Annotated in this window: 13 protein-coding genes; 8 read left to right on the forward strand and 5 right to left on the reverse strand. The window is 64.3% G+C overall.

Annotated elements, in window-relative coordinates; translation table 11 throughout:
• Positions 1–20: 20 nt before the first annotated feature.
• Together NG900_RS21455 and alc are read right to left on the reverse strand one after the other, a co-directional pair.
• A complete protein-coding gene (locus NG900_RS21455) occupies positions 21–548 on the reverse strand; it encodes an ureidoglycolate lyase (protein ID WP_252683499.1) in 528 nt (175 codons plus the stop codon).
• Positions 545–1,555 (reverse strand): allantoicase, encoded by a 1,011-nt coding sequence (alc, locus tag NG900_RS21460; protein WP_252683501.1) that lies wholly within the window; start codon positions 1,553–1,555, stop codon positions 545–547. Before alc ends, NG900_RS21455 begins: the two co-directional genes overlap by 4 nt.
• A 334-nt stretch (positions 1,556–1,889) precedes the next feature.
• Here alc and NG900_RS21465 point away from each other — a divergent pair, with 334 nt between their 5' ends.
• Genes NG900_RS21465 through NG900_RS21475 form a run of 3 tightly spaced genes read left to right on the forward strand, consistent with a single transcriptional unit; the run spans position 1,890 to position 4,556 of the window.
• On the forward strand, positions 1,890–3,230 hold the full coding sequence (locus NG900_RS21465) for a C4-dicarboxylate transporter DctA (RefSeq protein ID WP_252683503.1): 1,341 nt from the start codon (positions 1,890–1,892) through the stop codon (positions 3,228–3,230).
• A 37-nt stretch (positions 3,231–3,267) separates the two neighbouring features.
• Positions 3,268–3,963 carry a GntR family transcriptional regulator gene (locus NG900_RS21470; RefSeq protein ID WP_252683505.1) on the forward strand — a complete coding sequence of 232 codons (696 nt, stop codon included), beginning with the start codon at positions 3,268–3,270 and terminating at the stop codon, positions 3,961–3,963.
• A gap of 8 nt (positions 3,964–3,971) precedes the next feature.
• Positions 3,972–4,556 carry an IMPACT family protein gene (locus NG900_RS21475; protein ID WP_252683507.1) on the forward strand — a complete coding sequence of 195 codons (585 nt, stop codon included), beginning with the start codon at positions 3,972–3,974 and terminating at the stop codon, positions 4,554–4,556.
• A 3-nt stretch (positions 4,557–4,559) separates the two neighbouring features.
• Here the strand turns inward: NG900_RS21475 and NG900_RS21480 are convergent, their stop codons facing one another.
• Both NG900_RS21480 and NG900_RS21485 read right to left on the reverse strand, forming a co-directional pair.
• Positions 4,560–5,018, reverse strand: coding sequence for a hypothetical protein (locus NG900_RS21480; protein WP_252683509.1), 459 nt, complete (start codon positions 5,016–5,018; stop codon positions 4,560–4,562).
• 78 nt (positions 5,019–5,096) lie between these two features.
• Positions 5,097–6,008 carry a LysR family transcriptional regulator gene (locus NG900_RS21485; RefSeq protein WP_252683511.1) on the reverse strand — a complete coding sequence of 304 codons (912 nt, stop codon included), beginning with the start codon at positions 6,006–6,008 and terminating at the stop codon, positions 5,097–5,099.
• Between the two features lie 347 nt (positions 6,009–6,355).
• Here NG900_RS21485 and gcl point away from each other — a divergent pair, with 347 nt between their 5' ends.
• The 5 genes from gcl to pyk all read left to right on the forward strand — a co-directional run bounded on the left by gcl (position 6,356) and on the right by pyk (position 14,410).
• Positions 6,356–8,131 carry a glyoxylate carboligase gene (gene gcl / locus NG900_RS21490; RefSeq protein WP_252683513.1) on the forward strand — a complete coding sequence of 592 codons (1,776 nt, stop codon included), beginning with the start codon at positions 6,356–6,358 and terminating at the stop codon, positions 8,129–8,131.
• 42 nt (positions 8,132–8,173) lie between these two features.
• Positions 8,174–8,956, forward strand: a complete 783-nt coding sequence (gene hyi, locus NG900_RS21495) for a hydroxypyruvate isomerase (RefSeq protein ID WP_252683516.1) — start codon at positions 8,174–8,176, stop codon at positions 8,954–8,956.
• 627 nt (positions 8,957–9,583) lie between these two features.
• Entirely contained in the window at positions 9,584–10,495 is a 912-nt protein-coding gene (glxR, locus tag NG900_RS21500; protein WP_252683518.1) for a 2-hydroxy-3-oxopropionate reductase, read from the forward strand.
• A 65-nt stretch (positions 10,496–10,560) separates the two neighbouring features.
• Complete coding sequence (locus tag NG900_RS21505) at positions 10,561–11,880, forward strand: glycerate kinase type-2 family protein (protein WP_252683520.1); 1,320 nt, start codon at positions 10,561–10,563, stop codon at positions 11,878–11,880.
• A 1,054-nt stretch (positions 11,881–12,934) separates the two neighbouring features.
• The gene (gene pyk / locus NG900_RS21510; RefSeq protein WP_252683522.1) at positions 12,935–14,410 is read left to right on the forward strand and encodes a pyruvate kinase; all 1,476 of its coding nucleotides are present in this window, start codon (positions 12,935–12,937) and stop codon (positions 14,408–14,410) included.
• A gap of 10 nt (positions 14,411–14,420) precedes the next feature.
• Here the strand turns inward: pyk and hemN are convergent, their stop codons facing one another.
• Positions 14,421–15,935 carry an oxygen-independent coproporphyrinogen III oxidase gene (gene hemN / locus NG900_RS21515; RefSeq protein ID WP_252683892.1) on the reverse strand — a complete coding sequence of 505 codons (1,515 nt, stop codon included), beginning with the start codon at positions 15,933–15,935 and terminating at the stop codon, positions 14,421–14,423.
• Positions 15,936–16,112 lie beyond the last annotated feature (177 nt).

Below are 16,112 nucleotides of genomic sequence, written 5' to 3' on the forward strand. Positions count from 1 at the left end.
GTCGCCGATGAAGGGGACGCTTACTTGGCGGCTTGCATCGCCTCTTCGGTCAACCACACCGATTCAGGCAGATCCTGCTCGTCGCAGTTATGGCCTTCGCCGCCGCGGTCGATGACGAGGAAGTCGCTCACCTCGCCCAAGGCCAGCAGCGGGTGATGCCACACGCCGCGCGCATAGTTCACGCCCTGCCAGCCGCGCGAGACGAACGCGCGCAGCTTGGACGGATCGAGATCGCCCGCCGGTGCCACGACCACCAGGTACGGCTTGTCGTTCTGCGGGATGAAGGCCTGGCTGCCACGCGGGTGGCGCTCCAGCATCTTGATCTCGAACGGCAGCGACCGCGGCTGGCCACGGAACAGGTTGATCAGCGCCCGGCCGCCCTCGCCTACATCCACGTTGGCGAGGTCATGAAAGCGGATGGTCGTGCCCTGGTTGATGGGGAACTGCTTGGCGCCTTCCAGTTCGATTACGTCGCCGAACGGCGCGAAGGCTTCGCGCGTGAGCGGCTCGATGGTCAGCGCAACGCGCGTCACAGTGTCTTGGCTCATTCCAGCACCCCCCACAGGCGCAGACGCGACACACCGCCGTCCGGGAACATGTTGAAGCGCACGTGCGTAACGAGCCCCAAGTCGGCGATTTCCGCCTCGTAGTAGTGCTGCAGATCCATCTGCAGCTTCTGCTCGGGCAGCAGCGTCTGCCAGAACATCGCCTGCGTCTTCAGCGAGCTGTCGGTGCCCCCCACCACGCGCGCAGCCTGGATGGAAACGCGGTCGGCAAAGTTGCCCTTGAAGTGCGCGGTGTCGACTTCGATCTTGCGGATGCGGCCCGGCTGCGCCAGCGCGATCACGCACCAGTCGTTGCCCGGTTCGCGGCGGCGGCGCGTTTCCCAGCCGTCGCCCATGTTCACGCCGCGGCCCGGCATCAGCATGCGCGAGGCCGGCCCGAAGTGTTCGTTGTTGGCTTCGACCACGTAGGCGCCGTTTTCCATGGCGGCCAGGTCGAACAGCTTGGTGCGGTCAGCGCCCTTCCAGTCGACTTGCGGCTGGCCGTAGACGCGCAAGCGCGCGATGCCGCCATCCGGGAAGATGTTCACGCGCAGGTGCGTGAAGGCGCCGGTGTTGGTCACGGCCACGTAGGCGTGGCTGTTGCCTTGCAGCGTGGTCGACGGAACGATTTCGGTCCACTGCGTGGCATCGGTCGGCTCGCCGTCCGGCAGGTAGGCGGCTTCAATGGACGCGGCCGGCGGGAAGTTGCCGGTGAAATGGCTGGTGTCGATATCGACGCCCTTCACGACGCCCGGGCGTGCCAGGCGGACGATGCAGTGGTCATAGCCGCCGTTGCGGCGACGGCGCGTCTCCCAGCCGTCCATCCACTTGCCGTGGTCGTCGTACTTGCCGGGGATGAAGACGGCCGGCTCGGGATTAAGCATGCGGTCTTTCGGTGCGAAGAATTCGTCGGTCGCGAACGTGGCTACGGCGCCCAGGCGCGGATCGGCCAGGTTCGGGTAGCGGCGGGTGAATTCTGGGGCGTTCGGATCGAGCGTAGGCAGCGCCATGGGAAAACTCCTTGGTGTTTGTCTCTGGATGTTATACGGCAGGCCCATCGAACAAAAACGCCGAGTAAGAACATTCGAAACTGTGGCGATGGGAACGCCGGAAGTGCAGCGTGGATGCTGGAAGCACAAGGCTTCGCGGGACTGCATGAACCGATGCTAGCATGTGAATTCAAAAATTGCATACAAAAATTGGATCGCCTATGATGCCGTCATCGCTCGACAATCCGCGACAACAATTTGTTGCGGCACGATGCGCAAAACAAAGCCGTGACGACAATCGCAACAGACGATCCCGCAGGGCTTGAGACACCTGAAATCCAAAGGAGGATTCACCATGCAACGCTTTACGCGCCCGTTGTTCGGGCAGGTTTTGATTGCTCTGGCAATCGGCATCGCGCTGGGCATCTGGGTGCCGGAATTTGCACAGAAGCTGCAGCCGCTCGGCGACGGTTTCCTCAAGCTCATCAAGATGCTGATCGCGCCGATCGTGTTTTCGGTGGTGGTGGTGGGGATCTGCGGCGCGGGCGAGCTGAAGAAGGTCGGGCGCGTGGGCGGCAAGGCCGTCCTCTACTTCGAGGTGGTCACGACGATTGCGCTGGCGCTGGGTATTGGGCTGGCGTATCTGGTCGGGCCGGGCCACGGCATGAACGTGGATCCGAAATCGCTCGACCCGGCTGCCATGGCGTCGTACATGAACACCGCCAAGCAGGTGGAATCGACCGGCGTGGCGGCGTTCTTCCTCAAGCTGATTCCCGATACGTTCGTCAGCGGCTTTGTGAAGGGCGACATCCTGCAGGTGCTGCTGGTGTCGATCCTGTTCGGCTGCTCGCTGTCGCTGCTGGGTGAGCGCACCAAGCCGCTCGTCAGCCTGATCGACCAGCTCTCGCACGTGCTGTTCCGCATGATGGCGGTGATCATCCGCCTGGCACCGCTGGGCGTGCTGGGTGCGGTGGCCTTCACCGTGGGCAAGTACGGCGCGGGCTCGCTCAAGCAGCTCGGCTTCCTGGTGCTGCTGTTCTACGCAGCGGTGGTGATCTTCGTGGTGGTGGTGCTGGGCGGCATCCTGAAGCTGGCTGGCTTCAACATCTTCAAACTGATCCGCTTCCTGCGCGCCGAGCTGCTGGTGGTGCTGGGCACGGCATCGTCCGATGCGGTGCTGCCGTCCATCATGAACAAGCTCGAGAAGATGGGCATCAAGCGCTCGGTGGTGGGCCTTGTCATTCCGACCGGCTACTCGTTCAACCTCGATGCGTTCTCGATCTACCTGACGCTGGCCGCCGTATTCATCGCGCAGGCGACCAACACGCCGCTGGCTTTCCAAGACCTGCTGCTGATCCTGGGTGTGGCGCTGATCACCTCCAAGGGCGCGCACGGCATTCCGGGTTCGGCCATCGTGATCCTGGCGGCCACGCTGTCGGTCATCCCGGCCATTCCGGCGGTGGGCCTGGTGCTGGTGCTCTCCGTCGACTGGTTCATCGGGATTGCCCGTGCGCTGGGCAACCTGATCGGCAACTGCGTGGCCACGGTGGTGATTGCCGCGTGGGAGAAGGACATCGACCGCGTGCGCGCCAATGCGGTGCTCGACGGCAAGATCGACATCACCGAGGAAGGCGAGGCGATTGCGCACGGTCAAGGCGTGGCAGCACCGGCTGCACACACGCTGCCGCATGCCTGAAGCGGCCCTCCTGTCGGACGGCGGTAAAATCGGCACCATGACTGAAACCACCGCCGCCGACATCTCCTCCGAAGGCATCGCCGACGACATCGCCCAGGCGATCGTCGCGCATCGGCTGCCCCCGGGCACCAAGCTGCGTGAAGAGGCGCTGGCGAAGGTCTACGGCGTGAGCCGCACCAAGATTCGGGCGGCGCTGCTGATGCTGGCCAAAGACAAGCTGATCCGCATGGAGCCGGACCGCGGCGCGTTCGTGGCCAAGCCCGACGAGACCGAGGCGCGCGAGGTGTTTGCCGTGCGCCGCGTGCTGGAGGTGGCGCTGGTGCGCGAGTTCATCGCGAAAGCCACCCCCGCCGATTACAAGCGACTGGAAAAGCACCTGGCCGAAGAACACCGGGCGGCGGCAAGCGGCAGCCTCGCCGACGTGCCGCGCCGCAACCGCATGATGGCGGACTTCCACCTGTTGATGGCCGATGTGGTCGGCAACAGCGTGCTCAAGGAAATGCTGCGTGAGCTTTCCGCGCGCAGCTCGGTCATCACGATGATGTACCAGTCCACCTATGACGCCGTGCGCTCGTCCGACGAGCACACCGCCTTCCTGGAGGCCGCCAAGCGCGGCGACGTGGAAGGCGCCATCGCCCTGATGGAAGAACACATGGCGCACACCGAGTCTTCGCTCAAGTTCGAATCGCCGGGTGGCCGCGCAACGGATCTCGTTGCCGCGCTCCTCGCCTGATACGCGTCGTGCCGACGTACACGCTGCGCGCGCCTGTCTCAGCCGAGCTGGACATCAAGAAAAGCCGCTTCATCGGATGGGCCGTGCCGGTTGAAGACCGGGCCGCGGCCATGGAGGTCATCGCCCGCTTGCGCGCGGAGCACCCGACGGCCACGCACGTCTGCTGGGCGCTGCTGGCGGGCGGGCAATCCGGCATGTCCGATGACGGCGAACCCTCCGGCACGGCTGGCCGTCCGATTCTGGAAGTGCTGCGCCATCACGACCTGGATGGCACGCTGGGCGCCGTGGTGCGCTACTTCGGCGGCGTGAAGCTCGGCGCGGGTGGCCTCGTGCGCGCCTATACCGATGCCATCGCCACCGCCCTCATGCAGGCCGAGCGCGTGGAGCGCATCGCCAGCACCACGCTCACCCTCGCCACCGACTACGCGGACGAGGCGCGCATCCGACGCTGGATTGACGACGGCGGGTATGCGCTTGTCGATGCCGCCTACGACGCGGGCGTCACGCTGACTGTGCGACTGCCTGTGACGGACGAGGCGCAGGCGCGGGTTGCATTGCGGGATCTGACACAGGGGCGTGTGTCGATCACCTAGCGCTTAATGTGCGGGAGCAGGCGGCGCGGCGAGCGCGGGGCCAGGGCAACACGGGTCAGGACAGTCCGGCTGGAAGACCACGTAGACAGCGGTCGGCATTTTGGGAATGGCACCCTCGCGTTGCACCGCGCGCAGACGCGTATCGGCTTCGGACAACTCCACCTTGTCGCCATCGATCCCAACAGCGGCCAGGACGGCCTGGATGCTTCTGAGGCGTAGAACCGCCAGTTCCGAGTCGGTGGCGGGCTCGGGCGCTTCCCGCAAGCTCACCCGATACTTGCCGCCGCTGCGGAAATCTTCCTTGAGTTGCGAGTCCCAGTCCGCCAGCTTCAGGATTTCGGTGGTGGGCAGCGCTGACTCGCCGGGCGGGAACACCAGTGGATGCTCAAACCCGGTCGTTGTGCACGCCAGCACGGAGGTGCTGAACATGAGGGCACCGACCACTGCAGTTGTGCGTAGCATCTTCCGTCTCCGGTCGTGAGCACGTCCCCACTATGCGCCGGATGGCGCGCCGAGGCACCCTCATCCGTTCGGTACCGCTCACCCCGCGCGCGACCAGTACCCCGGCTGTGCAAACACCGTCTTCAGGTGCTCGATAAAGAACCGGATCTTCGCCGGCACCGGCCGCTGCTGCGGGTACACGGCGAGGATGTCGTAGTCGGGCAGCGCGTAGTCGTCCAGCACCGTCATCAGCGCACCCGATTCCAACTCGGGCTGGATTTCCCAGGTGGAACGCCAGCCGAGGCCCAGGCCCTCGCCCATCCAGCGGTGCAGCAGTTCGCCGTCGTTGCAGTCGAGGTTGCCGCTCACTTTCACGGTGACGGCCTTGCCGTTCTGCTGAAAGTACCAGCCGCGCTGCTGGCCGCCCTGCAGGTTGAAGGCGAGGCAGTTGTGACGCTCGAGGTCATCCAGCGTGCGCGGCACGCCGTGCTTGGCAAAGTACGCGGGCGTGCCGCACACGACGCGCTTGTTCGACGCCAGGCGGATCGCCACGAAGTTCGGGTCGATCGCCCCACCGATGCGGATGCCCACGTCGTAGCCCTCGCGCACCAGGTCGACCACGCGGTCGGTCAGGTTGAACGAGCAGCGCACATCGGGGTTGGCGCGCAGGAAGTCCGGCGCGTGCGGCGCAACATGCTTGCGACCGAACGCGGCCGGTGCGGACACGATCAGGTGGCCCGTCGCCTTGTGGCGGCCTTCGGCCACCAGCAGCTCGGCGCGGTCCAGTTCGCCCAGTGCCTTCTTGCACTGCTCCATGAACACCGCGCCCTGCTCGGTCACGGCAATGCGGCGCGTGGACCGGTGCAGCAGCTTCACACCCAGGCGGGCTTCCAGCGCGTTGATGCGCCGGCCGATCATGACGGGCGTCACGTCCTGCGTGAGCGCGGCGGCGGCCATGCTGCCGTGCTCCACCACGGCGATGAACGCTTCGATCTGCTTGAGCTTGTCCATTCCATCATTCCAGTTCGCAATGTCTGACCATTTTAGTGAGCATTCCGTACCTGGATTGCCACTTTCTCGCGCATATCACCTGTGACGAATGGAAAAAATCGGGATTGGCGATGTGATCGATAACCACGCACCGATGCGAGTTTTTGCGACGCACCAAATCACCCAGCAATGGCTTTACCACGGGCATTTGCAGCATCTTCGCTGCCTGGGTATTGCTGCAGCACGCAAAATATTTCGATACGTGGAGTTAGCAATCAACTGACGAAATCAGCGTTTATCCATATCGGCATGCGGGAATAGGATCACCTCAAAGCAATCCCACCCTTCCCCTTTCCTGGAGACACACCATGCCGAAGATGAGAGCGATTGATGCCGCAGTTGCGGTGATGGAAAAAGAAGGCATCACCACCGCCTTCGGCGTGCCTGGTGCCGCCATCAACCCGTTGTACTCGGCCCTGCGTAAGGCCGGCAACATCAGCCACGTGCTGGCCCGCCACGTTGAGGGCGCCTCGCACATGGCCGAGGGCTACACCCGTGCCGAACCGGGCAACATCGGCGTGTGTATCGGCACCTCGGGCCCGGCGGGCACGGACATGATCACCGGCCTGTACTCGGCCTGGGCAGATTCGATTCCCATCCTCTGCATCACCGGCCAGGCGCCGCGCGCCCGTCTGTACAAGGAAGACTTCCAGGCTGTCGACATCGAGTCGATCGCCAAGCCGGTCACCAAGTGGGCCGTCACCGTTCGCGAACCGGCCCTGGTGCCGCGCGTGTTCCAGCAGGCATTCCACCTGATGCGTTCGGGCCGTCCGGGCCCGGTGCTGATCGACCTGCCGTTCGACGTGCAAGTCGCCGAGATCGAGTTCGACCCCGACACCTACAGCCCGCTGCCGGTCTACAAGCCCGCGGCCACGCGTGCCCAGGCCGAGCGCGCCATCGAGATGCTGTGCGAAGCCGAGCGCCCGCTGCTGGTGTGCGGCGGCGGCGTGATCAACGCCGATGCGGCCAAGCTGATGGTCGAGTTTGCCGAGCTGGTGAACGTGCCCGTGGTTCCGACCCTGATGGGCTGGGGCGTGCTGGCTGATGACCACCCGCTCAACGCCGGCATGGTCGGCCTGCAAACGTCGCACCGCTACGGCAACGCCACGCTGCTCGCTTCGGACTTCGTGTTCGGTATCGGCAACCGCTGGGCCAACCGCCACACCGGCAGCGTCGAGGTGTACACGAAGGGCCGCAAGTTCGTGCACGTCGACATCGAACCGACCCAGATTGGCCGCGTGTTCGGCCCCGACCTGGGCATCGTGTCGGACGCCAAGGCTGCATTGGAGAAGTTCATTGAAGTCGCCCGCGAGCTGAAGGCCGCCGGCAAGCTGCCGTGCCGCAAGAGCTGGAACGCTGACGTGCAGAAGCGCAAGCGCACGATGCTGCGTCGCTCGGACTTCGACAACGTGCCCATCAAGCCGCAGCGCGTGTACCGCGAGATGAACCAGTACTTCCCGCGCGACGTGCGTTACGTGAGCACGATCGGTCTGTCGCAGATCGCCGCTGCGCAGTTCCTGTCGGTCAACCAGCCGCGCCACTGGATCAACTGCGGCCAGGCAGGCCCGCTGGGCTGGACGATTCCTGCCGCGATCGGCGTGAAGGTGGCTTCGCCCAACAGCGACGTCGTCGCCATCTCGGGTGACTACGACTTCCAGTTCATGATCGAAGAAATGGCGGTGGCCGCGCAGTTCAAGGTGCCGTACATCCACGTGGTGGTGAACAACTCGTACCTGGGCCTGATCCGCCAGGCGCAGCGCAACTTCGACATGGACTACTGCGTCCAGCTCGCCTTCGACAACGTCAACTCGCCGGAAGTGAACGGCTACGGCGTGGACCACGTGAAGGTCGTGGAAGGCCTGGGTTGCAAGGCGATCCGCGTGTTCAAGCCGGAAGACATCGAACCCGCATTCGCACAGGCCCGCAAGCTGATGGCCGAGTTCTCGGTGCCGGTGATGGTGGAAGTGATTCTCGAGCGCGTGACCAACATCGCGATGGGCACGGAGATCGACAACGTGGTCGAGTTTGAAGAGGTGCTCGACCTGGAAGACACCGTCACGGAAGCCGAAGGCGCCACCGCATAAAGACGGCGCGTCTGTCCCTCACCGATCCGATAAGGAGAAAACATGACAAAGCTGGCAGCCAACCTGACCATGCTCTTCAACGAGCAGGCGTTCCTCGACCGCTTCGAAGCCGCCGCTCGCGCGGGCTTCCGCGGTGTGGAGTTCCTGTTCCCCTACGCGTTCCATGCAGACCAGATTGCTGATCGCCTGAACCGCTTCCAGCTCGACCTGGTCCTGCACAACCTGCCGGCCGGCAACTGGGACGGTGGCGAGCGCGGCATCGCCGTGCTGCCCGATCGCGTGGGCGAGTTTCAGGAAGGCGTGGGTGAAGCGATCAAGTACGCCAAGGTGCTCGGCGTCAAGCAACTCAACTGCCTGGTGGGCATTCGCCCCGAAGGCGTGAGCGAAGACGTTGCACGCAAGACGCTGGTGGAGAACCTGAAGTTTGCAGCGAAGGCACTGAAGGCCGAGAAGATTGATCTGCTGGTCGAGCCGATCAATACGTTCGACATTCCTGGCTTCTACCTGAACCGCACGCAGCAGGCGCTGGACCTCATCAACGACGTGGATGCGTCCAACCTGTACGTGCAGTACGACATCTATCACATGCAACGGATGGAGGGCGAAGTGGCGAACACGCTGAAGCGCCATCTGGACAAGATCAAGCATGTGCAGCTGGCGGACAACCCGGGGCGTAATGAGCCGGGGACTGGCGAGATCAACTACCAGTTCTTGTTCCGTTGGCTGGATGAGATTGGGTACAAGGGCTGGGTGGGGTGTGAGTACAAGCCTAAGGCTGGGACGGTTGAAGGTCTTGGCTGGCGTGAGGCTCACCAGGTGGCTTGAGCTTTTTGTCTGGTTTGGTTTTTGCCCCGGTGGTGCATCCCTTGTTTCATCCCCTGCCGGGGCTGACTCACTTTTCTTTGTCTTGCCAAAGAAAAGTAAGCAAAAGAAAGGCGCGCCCGAGATGGCGAAAGACTCCTTGAATTTATGTCGCAGGGAGGGGAAGGGAAAAACTCGCTTCGCTCAGACAGTTTCCCTTCCTTTTTCCTCCCTGCAACAGAAATTCAAGGCGCCATCAAGGGCTCCAACGGCCAAACAGTCGGTTCATTAGTGCAGTAGTAAGAGCAGTTGCAGGTCACGCAGCAAAACAGCAATCAAGAGCCAGACAGAGCGACAGGACATGCAGACCTACGGTTTGCTTTTCCCTTGCCCTAGATGGCGCCTTGAATTTGTGTAAGCGGGCCGGAAAAAGAACGGGAACTGTCTAAGCGAAGCGAGTTTTCCCGTTCTCCGCCCGGTTACACAAATTCAAGGAGGGTGTCGCCATCTCGGGCGCGCCTTTCTTTGCTTACTTTCTTTGGCAAGACAAAGAAAGTGAGTCGCCCCCGGCAGGGGGTGAAAGGGAGTGGACCACCAAGGCCCAATCCAACAACCGACGAACCAACATTCAAACCAAGGAGATCCCTCACCATGGCAAACGCACTCAACCTCGGTTTCATCGGCCTCGGCATCATGGGCGCCCCCATGGCCGGCCACCTGCGCGCCGCTGGCCACACGCTGTTCGTGCACGACGTGAACCCGGCCCCGGCCGCACTGGTGGAAGCCGGTGTGACGGTCTGCACAAGCGCCGAGGAAGTTGCCAAGCGCGCCGACATCATCTTCATCATGGTGCCGGACACCCCGCACGTTGAAGCCGTGCTGTTCAGCGAGAAGGGCGTTGCCAAGGCGCTGAAGGACGCAGGCAAGGACGCTGCTGCCAACAAGATCGTGGTCGACATGAGCTCGATCTCGCCGATCGCCACGAAGGACTTTGCCGCACGCATCAACAAGACCGGTGCCCAATACCTGGACGCTCCGGTGTCGGGTGGCGAAGTGGGCGCGAAGGCGGCCTCGCTGACGATCATGGTCGGCGGTGACCAAGCTGCATTCGACCGTGTCACGCCGCTGTTCCAGCTGATGGGCAAGAACATCACGCTGGTGGGCGGCAACGGCGACGGCCAGACCACCAAGGTGGCCAACCAGATCATCGTGGCGCTGAACATCCAGGCCGTGTCGGAAGCCCTGCTGTTTGCCTCGAAGGCCGGTGCCGACCCCGCAAAGGTGCGTCAGGCGCTGATGGGCGGCTTCGCCAACTCGCGCATTCTGGAAGTGCACGGCGAGCGCATGGTCAAGCGTACGTTCGACCCGGGCTTCCGCATCGAACTGCACCAGAAGGACCTGAACCTGGCCCTGCAAGGCGCCAAGGCACTGGGCGTGGCCCTGCCGAACACCGCGACCGCGCAAGAGCTGTTCAACACCTGCGCCGCCAACGGCATGGGCAAGCAAGATCACTCGGCACTGTGCCGCGCGATCGAGATCATGTCGAACCACGAGATCGCCTAAGCCGTACCTTGCCGCCGCCTTCGGGTGGCGGCAGTTTCGTTTGAGCTGTCCCCACGCTTTCTGCCATGCACAACGACTCTTCCGCTCAGGCCGCCTTGCGCGCCGCCCTGCCCAACCCGTCGCCGCGCGCGCTGCTGCACGGCTTGTTTGATACCGCGGTGGCTGCTGTCAGTGCTGCACAGTGCCTGCCCGCGTTTCTGCCGGAACCCCCGCGTGGCCGCACCATCGTCATTGGTGCCGGCAAAGGTGCTGCGGCGATGGCCGAAGCCGTGGAGCAACACTGGACGGGCGAACTGTCGGGCCTGGTCGTCACGCGCTATGAGCATGGCCGTACGCCCGGCACGCAAGGCCGCATTGAAGTCGTGGAAGCCTCGCACCCGGTGCCCGATGCGGCCGGCCAACGTGCCGCGCAACGCATGGTCGAACTGCTCAAGGGCCTGACGGAAGACGACCTCGTGCTGTGCCTGATCTCGGGCGGCGGCTCGGCCCTGCTGGCCGCACCGGCCGAAGGCCTGACGCTGGCCGACAAGCAGACGGTCAACCGCGCGCTGCTCAAGAGCGGCGCGAGCATCGGCGAGATGAACTGCGTGCGCAAGCACCTCTCGTCGATCAAGGGTGGGCGCCTGGCACTGGCCTGCGCACCGGCGCGCGTGGAGACGCTGCTGATCTCCGACATCCCCGGCGATGATCCGACGCTCATCGCCAGCGGCCCGACGCTGCCGGATGCGACCACCTGCGCGGATGCGCTGGCCGTCATCAACAAATACGGCATCGACGTGCCGGAAGCGGTGCGCCGTCATCTGGAAACCGGCGCGGGCGAAACGCCCAAGCCCGGCGATGCGCGCTTCGAAGGCCATCGCAGCCATGTCATCGCAACGGCGCAGGATGCGCTGGAAGCGGCTGCCGCACAGGCACGCGCACTCGGTTACGAAGCGCACATCCTGTCGGACAGCATCGAAGGCGAAGCGCGTGATGTGGCCGAAGTGCATGCCGGCATCGTGCGGCAGATCGTGGCGCGCAATCAGCCGTTCACCAAGCCGTGCGTGATTCTGTCGGGCGGTGAAACCACCGTCACCGTGCGTGGCAACGGGCGCGGTGGCCGCAATGCCGAGTTCCTGCTCGCGCTGGGCGTGGCGCTGGACGGCCTGCCGGGCGTGCATGCGATTGCTTGCGATACCGATGGCATCGATGGCTCGGAAGACAACGCTGGGGCGATTCTTACGCCGGACAGTCTTGCTCGTGCCGAGGCGCTGGGCCTGAAGCCGAAGCAGCTGCTCGACAACAACGATGGGTATGGGTTCTTTGATGCGCTCGGCGATTTGATTGTTACCAAGCCGACTCGGACGAATGTGAATGACTTTCGGGCGATTTTGATTACTGGGTGAGGTTGGATGAGGGATGGATTGAGGTTGGTGGTCCATCCCTTGTTTCATCCCCTGCCGGGGCTGACTCACTTTTCTTTGTCTTGCCAAAGAAAAGTAAGCAAAAGAAAGGCGCGCCCGAGATGGCGAAAGCCTCCTTGAATTTCTGTCGCAAGGAGGGGAAGGGGAAAACTCGCTGCGCTCAGACAGTTCCCCTTCCTTGATCCTCCTTGCAACAGAAATTCAAGGCGCCATCAAGGGCAAGGAACGGCCACACCGTCGCGGAGCCCTCGGCACTGGCTCTGTGAGTCCCGGTGTTAGCGCTTTGAGAGTCGACGCCGGCTCTTTGAGAGCCAGCATCGGCTCTCGGAGTCCCGACGCTGACGCTTTGAGACTCGGCGCTGGCTCTCCTGAGTCCCGATGTTGGCTCTTTGGGAGTCAACGCTGGCTCCTGGAGTCCCGACGCTGATGCTTTGAGACTCAGCGCGGGCTCTCTTGAGTCCCGATGTTGGCTCTTTGAGAGTCAACGCCGGCTCTTGGAGTCCCGACGCTGATGCTTTGAGCCTCAGTGCTGGCTCTCCTGAGTCCCGATGTTGGCTCTTTGAGAGTCAACGCCGGCTCTTGGAGTCCCGACGCTGATGCTTTGAGACTCGGCACTGGCTCTGTGAGTCCCGGTGTTAGCGCTTTGAGAGTCGACGCCGGCTCTTTGAGAGCCAGAACTGGAGTTTTGGGAGTCAGCATCGACTCTTGGAGTCCTTGCACCGACGCTTTGAGTGTCGATAGGAACAAGAAACACAGCGCCACGGGGCAGCCCACAGATGGTGTGGTCGTACCCTGCCCTAGATGGCGCCTTGAATTTGTGTAAGCGGGCGGAAACAAGAAGGAGGCTGTTTGAGCGCAGCGAGTTTGCCTCCTTCTCCGCCCGGTTACACAAATTCAAGGAGGGGGTCGCCATCTCGGGCGCGCCTTTCTTTGCTTACTTTCTTTGGCAAGACAAAGAAAGTGAGTCGCCCCCGGCAGGGGGTGAAAGGGAGTGGACCACCAAGGCCCAAACAGCAACACACCGGAACAACACATCATGCGCCGCTTCCGCAACACCAAAATCCTCGCCACCCTCGGCCCCGCCAGCAGCGACAAAGACACCATCCGCGCCCTCGTCGACGCGGGCGCAGACGTCTTCCGCCTGAACTTCAGCCACGGCTCGCACGAAGACCACCGCAAGCGCTACGACACCGTGCGCGCGGTGGAAGCCGAGACCGGCCGCCCCATCGGCATCCTCGCTGACATGCAAGGCCCGAAGCTGCGCATCGGTACGTTTGCCGAAGGCCGTGTCGTGCTCAAGCACGGCGAGCGCTTCGTGCTCGACCGCGACCCCACGCCGGGCGATGTCACCCGCGTGCACCTGCCGCACCCCGAGCTGTACGCGGCGGCCGCGCCCGGCCAATCGCTGCTGCTGGATGACGGCAAGATCCGCCTGGCCGTGGAAGCCGCCGACCCGACGGCCATCGTCACGCGCGTGGTCGACGGTGGCCCGCTGTCGGACCGCAAGGGCGTGAACGTGCCCGACGCGGTGATCCCCATTCCCGCGCTCACCGAGAAAGACCTGCGCGATCTGGACTTCGCGCTGTCGCTGGGGGTGGACTGGATTGCGCTGTCGTTCGTGCAGCGCGCCGAAGACGTGATCGCCGCGCGCGAGATCATCGGCGACCGCGCAGGCCTGCTCTCCAAGATCGAGAAGCCCGCCGCGCTGCTGCACCTGGAAGACATCGTGCAGGCCTCCGATGCGCTGATGGTGGCACGCGGTGACCTGGGCGTGGAGCTGCCGCCCGAGCGCGTGCCCGGCGTGCAGAAGCGCATCCTGCGCATCGCGCGCCAGCACGGCAAGCCGGTGGTCGTGGCCACGCAGATGCTCGAATCGATGATCGAGGCGCCGGTGCCGACGCGCGCCGAAGCGTCCGACGTGGCCACCGCCGTGTACGACGGCACCGACGCCGTGATGCTCTCGGCCGAATCGGCCAGCGGCAAGCACCCGGTGGCGGCGGTCAGCATCATGAACCGCATCATTGCCGAGACCGAGCGCGATCCGCTGTACCGCAACCTGATCGACGCGCAGCACCAGGCCCCGCTGCCGACGCGCCAGGACGCCATCTGCGCGGCCCTGCGCGACGTGACGCACATCCTGGGCGCGGTGGCCACCGTCACCTACACGTCCAGCGGCAAGACGAGCCTGCGCGCCGCCCGCGAGCGGCCGCTGGCACCCATCGTCAGCATCACGCCGCGCCTGGATACGGCGCGCCGCCTGGCGATCGTCTGGGGTGTGCACAGCACCGTCAGCCCGGACGTGAGCAGCGTGGACGAGATGGTAGACGCCGCCTGCCGCGCGGCCGCGCGCGAAGGCTTTGCCGCTGCGGGCGACCACATCGCCATCACGGCGGGCATGCCGTTCGGTCAGGCAGGTTCGACCAACCTGCTGCGCCTGGCTGAAATCTGGCCGCAGACACTGTCGACGGCACAAGCGGACACCAGCTCGCAGATCGAGCCGGCAGCGGTCTGACGCCGGTTCGTCAGACCACCTTGGAGTAACGCGGCACGGGCAGCGGCACTGCCGCCATGCCTGTGCCAGCGTTGGCTTCACGCGCGTCTTCTGCCATCTGCGCGGCCTGCATCGCAGCGCGCAGGTGCGCATCAAACACCATGGCGATGCGTCGTACCAGCAGCCGCCCTTGCGGCGTGATGACGATGCGCTCGTCGCCCACCTTCAACAGCCCAGCCGCTTCCAGCGGCACCAGCGCGGCAAGCTCGTCGGCGAAGGTGGACTTGAAATCCAACCCGTGGCGGGCGCCGAATGCGCGCATGTCCAGTTCGAACCCGCACATCAGCTCGCCGATCAGCGCGCGGCGCACATGGTCGTCCGGCGTGAGCGACATGCCGCGCAGCACCGCCAGTTCCCCCGCATCGATGCGCGCGTAATACGCGTCGAGATCCTTTTCGTTCTGCGCATACACATCGCCCACGCGGCTGATGGCGGACACGCCAAAGGCCAGCAGGTCACAGTCGGCGTGCGTGGAGTAGCCCTGGAAGTTGCGCTGCAGCCGCCCCTCGCGCTGCGCGATGGCGAGCGCATCGTCGGGCCGCGCAAAGTGGTCCATGCCGATGTACACGTAGCCTTCGGCGACCAGGCGCTCCACCGTCATCGCCAGCAGGTCGAGCTTCTCGTCGGCCGTCGGCAGCGTGAGGATGTCGATGCGGCGCTGCGGCTTGAACAAGTGCGGCAGGTGCGCGTAGCTGTAGACGGACAGCCGGTCCGGCGCCATCTCAAGCACGCGGTCCAGCGTGGCATAGAACGTCTCGGTGCGCTGATGCGGCAGGCCGTAGATCAGGTCGAAGCTGATCGATTCGAAGCCCATGCGGCGCGCGGTGTCGACCACGCGGCGCGTTTCTTCCACGCTCTGCGTGCGGTGGATGGCACGCTGCACATCGGGGTCAAAGTCCTGAATGCCGAGGCTTGCGCGGTTGAAGCCGATCTCGGCCAGCACGGCGAGCGTGGCGGCGTCAGCGTGGCGCGGGTCAAGCTCGACGGAGATCTCGCCATCGCTGGCCAGGTCGAAATGCTGGCGTGTGGCGGCCATCACCGCACGCATCTCGTCATGCGCGAGGAAGGTGGGTGTGCCGCCGCCCCAGTGCAGCTGCGTCACGCGGCGCAGCGGGCCGATCTGCTCGGCCACCAAGGCCATCTCGCGCGCCAGCGTCTGCACGTAGCGGGCGCTGCGGGAGCGGTCTTTGGTGATGACCTTGTTGCAGCCGCAGTAGTAGCAGAGGTTCGCGCAGAACGGCAGGTGCATGTACAGCGACAGCGGCGCATGCAGCGCGGGCGCAATGGCGGCGCGGCGGTGCAGTGCGGCGAGGTAATCGGCGTTGTCGAACCCGGTGTGGAAGCGGTCTGCCGTCGGGTACGAGGTATAGCGCGGGCCGTGCGTGTCAAAGCGCTGCGCGAGCGCGCGCACCTGCGGCGCAGACCAGCGGAAGTCGGTGTCGTTGGCGGCGGACGGAACGTCGGCCGGCTTGGTAAAAGGGAACATGGTGCGGGTGTGGCGAGGGCGATGGTCCATCCTAAAACCGCCCTGTCAGCGCCGCGTTGACGTGCGTCAACGTCGATCGACGCCAGTTCAAACGCCTCGCCCCCCTCCGTTGGGAGGGAGCCAACTTCACCGATCTGTCACGTTCCGCCCCCTAACATCGACGATCGGCGTCATGGT

The organism is Ralstonia soli (assembly GCF_023955655.1).
Lineage (GTDB): Bacteria > Pseudomonadota > Gammaproteobacteria > Burkholderiales > Burkholderiaceae > Ralstonia > Ralstonia soli.

Excerpts from the sequence above, each read along its gene's own strand:
- gcl (WP_252683513.1), top strand. The coding sequence starts at position 6,356 with ATGCCGAAGATGAGAGCGATTGATGCCGCAGTTGCGGTGATGGAAAAA.
- hemN (WP_252683892.1), bottom strand. The coding sequence starts at position 15,935 with ATGTTCCCTTTTACCAAGCCGGCCGACGTTCCGTCCGCCGCCAACGAC.
- NG900_RS21505 (WP_252683520.1), top strand. The coding sequence starts at position 10,561 with ATGCACAACGACTCTTCCGCTCAGGCCGCCTTGCGCGCCGCCCTGCCC.
- glxR (WP_252683518.1), top strand. The coding sequence starts at position 9,584 with ATGGCAAACGCACTCAACCTCGGTTTCATCGGCCTCGGCATCATGGGC.
- hyi (WP_252683516.1), top strand. The coding sequence starts at position 8,174 with ATGACAAAGCTGGCAGCCAACCTGACCATGCTCTTCAACGAGCAGGCG.
- alc (WP_252683501.1), bottom strand. The coding sequence starts at position 1,555 with ATGGCGCTGCCTACGCTCGATCCGAACGCCCCAGAATTCACCCGCCGC.
- NG900_RS21465 (WP_252683503.1), top strand. The coding sequence starts at position 1,890 with ATGCAACGCTTTACGCGCCCGTTGTTCGGGCAGGTTTTGATTGCTCTG.
- NG900_RS21480 (WP_252683509.1), bottom strand. The coding sequence starts at position 5,018 with ATGCTACGCACAACTGCAGTGGTCGGTGCCCTCATGTTCAGCACCTCC.
- NG900_RS21455 (WP_252683499.1), bottom strand. The coding sequence starts at position 548 with ATGAGCCAAGACACTGTGACGCGCGTTGCGCTGACCATCGAGCCGCTC.
- pyk (WP_252683522.1), top strand. The coding sequence starts at position 12,935 with ATGCGCCGCTTCCGCAACACCAAAATCCTCGCCACCCTCGGCCCCGCC.
- NG900_RS21470 (WP_252683505.1), top strand. The coding sequence starts at position 3,268 with ATGACTGAAACCACCGCCGCCGACATCTCCTCCGAAGGCATCGCCGAC.
- NG900_RS21485 (WP_252683511.1), bottom strand. The coding sequence starts at position 6,008 with ATGGACAAGCTCAAGCAGATCGAAGCGTTCATCGCCGTGGTGGAGCAC.